The following is a 556-nucleotide window of genomic DNA, read 5'->3' on the forward strand; positions in this document are numbered from 1 at the left end:
ACCGGTTGTCCGGTGAAGCTGCCGCTTGGAGCACATCCGCCACTTACACTAAAGCCGTTTAAGAATGCTGCAAAAGCCGCGTTAACCGCTGCCTGATCCGCATACGCACAAGCCGAAGCCGAAGCGTTTGCCGGAGCATTGGTGGTTACCGCTGCAGGAGCTGTAATGGTAAAGGTTCTGGTTACCGAACCACTGTAGCATTTATCACTTACATTATACGTTACTGTAGTGGTGCCGCCCTCACACAAGCTTGGTGCTACCGGTTGTCCGGTGAAGCTGCCGCTTGGAGCACATCCGCCACTTACACTAAAGCCGTTTAAGAATGCTGCAAAAGCTGCGTTAACCGCTGCCTGATCCGCATACGCACAAGCCGAAGCCGAAGCGTTTGCCGGAGCATTGGTGGTTACCGCCGCAGGAGCTGTAATGGTAAAGGTTCTGGTTACCGAACCACTGTAGCATTTATCACTTACATTATACGTTACTGTAGTGGTGCCGCCCTCACACAAGCTTGGTGCTACCGGTTGTCCGGTGAAGCTGCCGCTTGGAGCACATCCGC

At 53.6% G+C, this 556-nt stretch carries 1 protein-coding gene; it reads right to left on the reverse strand.

Annotated features, from left to right (window positions below; all coding sequences use genetic code 11):
* The coding region (locus QHT84_RS14195) for a hypothetical protein (protein ID WP_283240219.1) at window positions 1–556 on the reverse strand (556 nt) is incomplete at both ends.

Origin of the sequence: Flavobacterium sedimenticola (assembly GCF_030053345.1) — a bacterium.
Lineage (GTDB): Bacteria > Bacteroidota > Bacteroidia > Flavobacteriales > Flavobacteriaceae > Flavobacterium > Flavobacterium sedimenticola.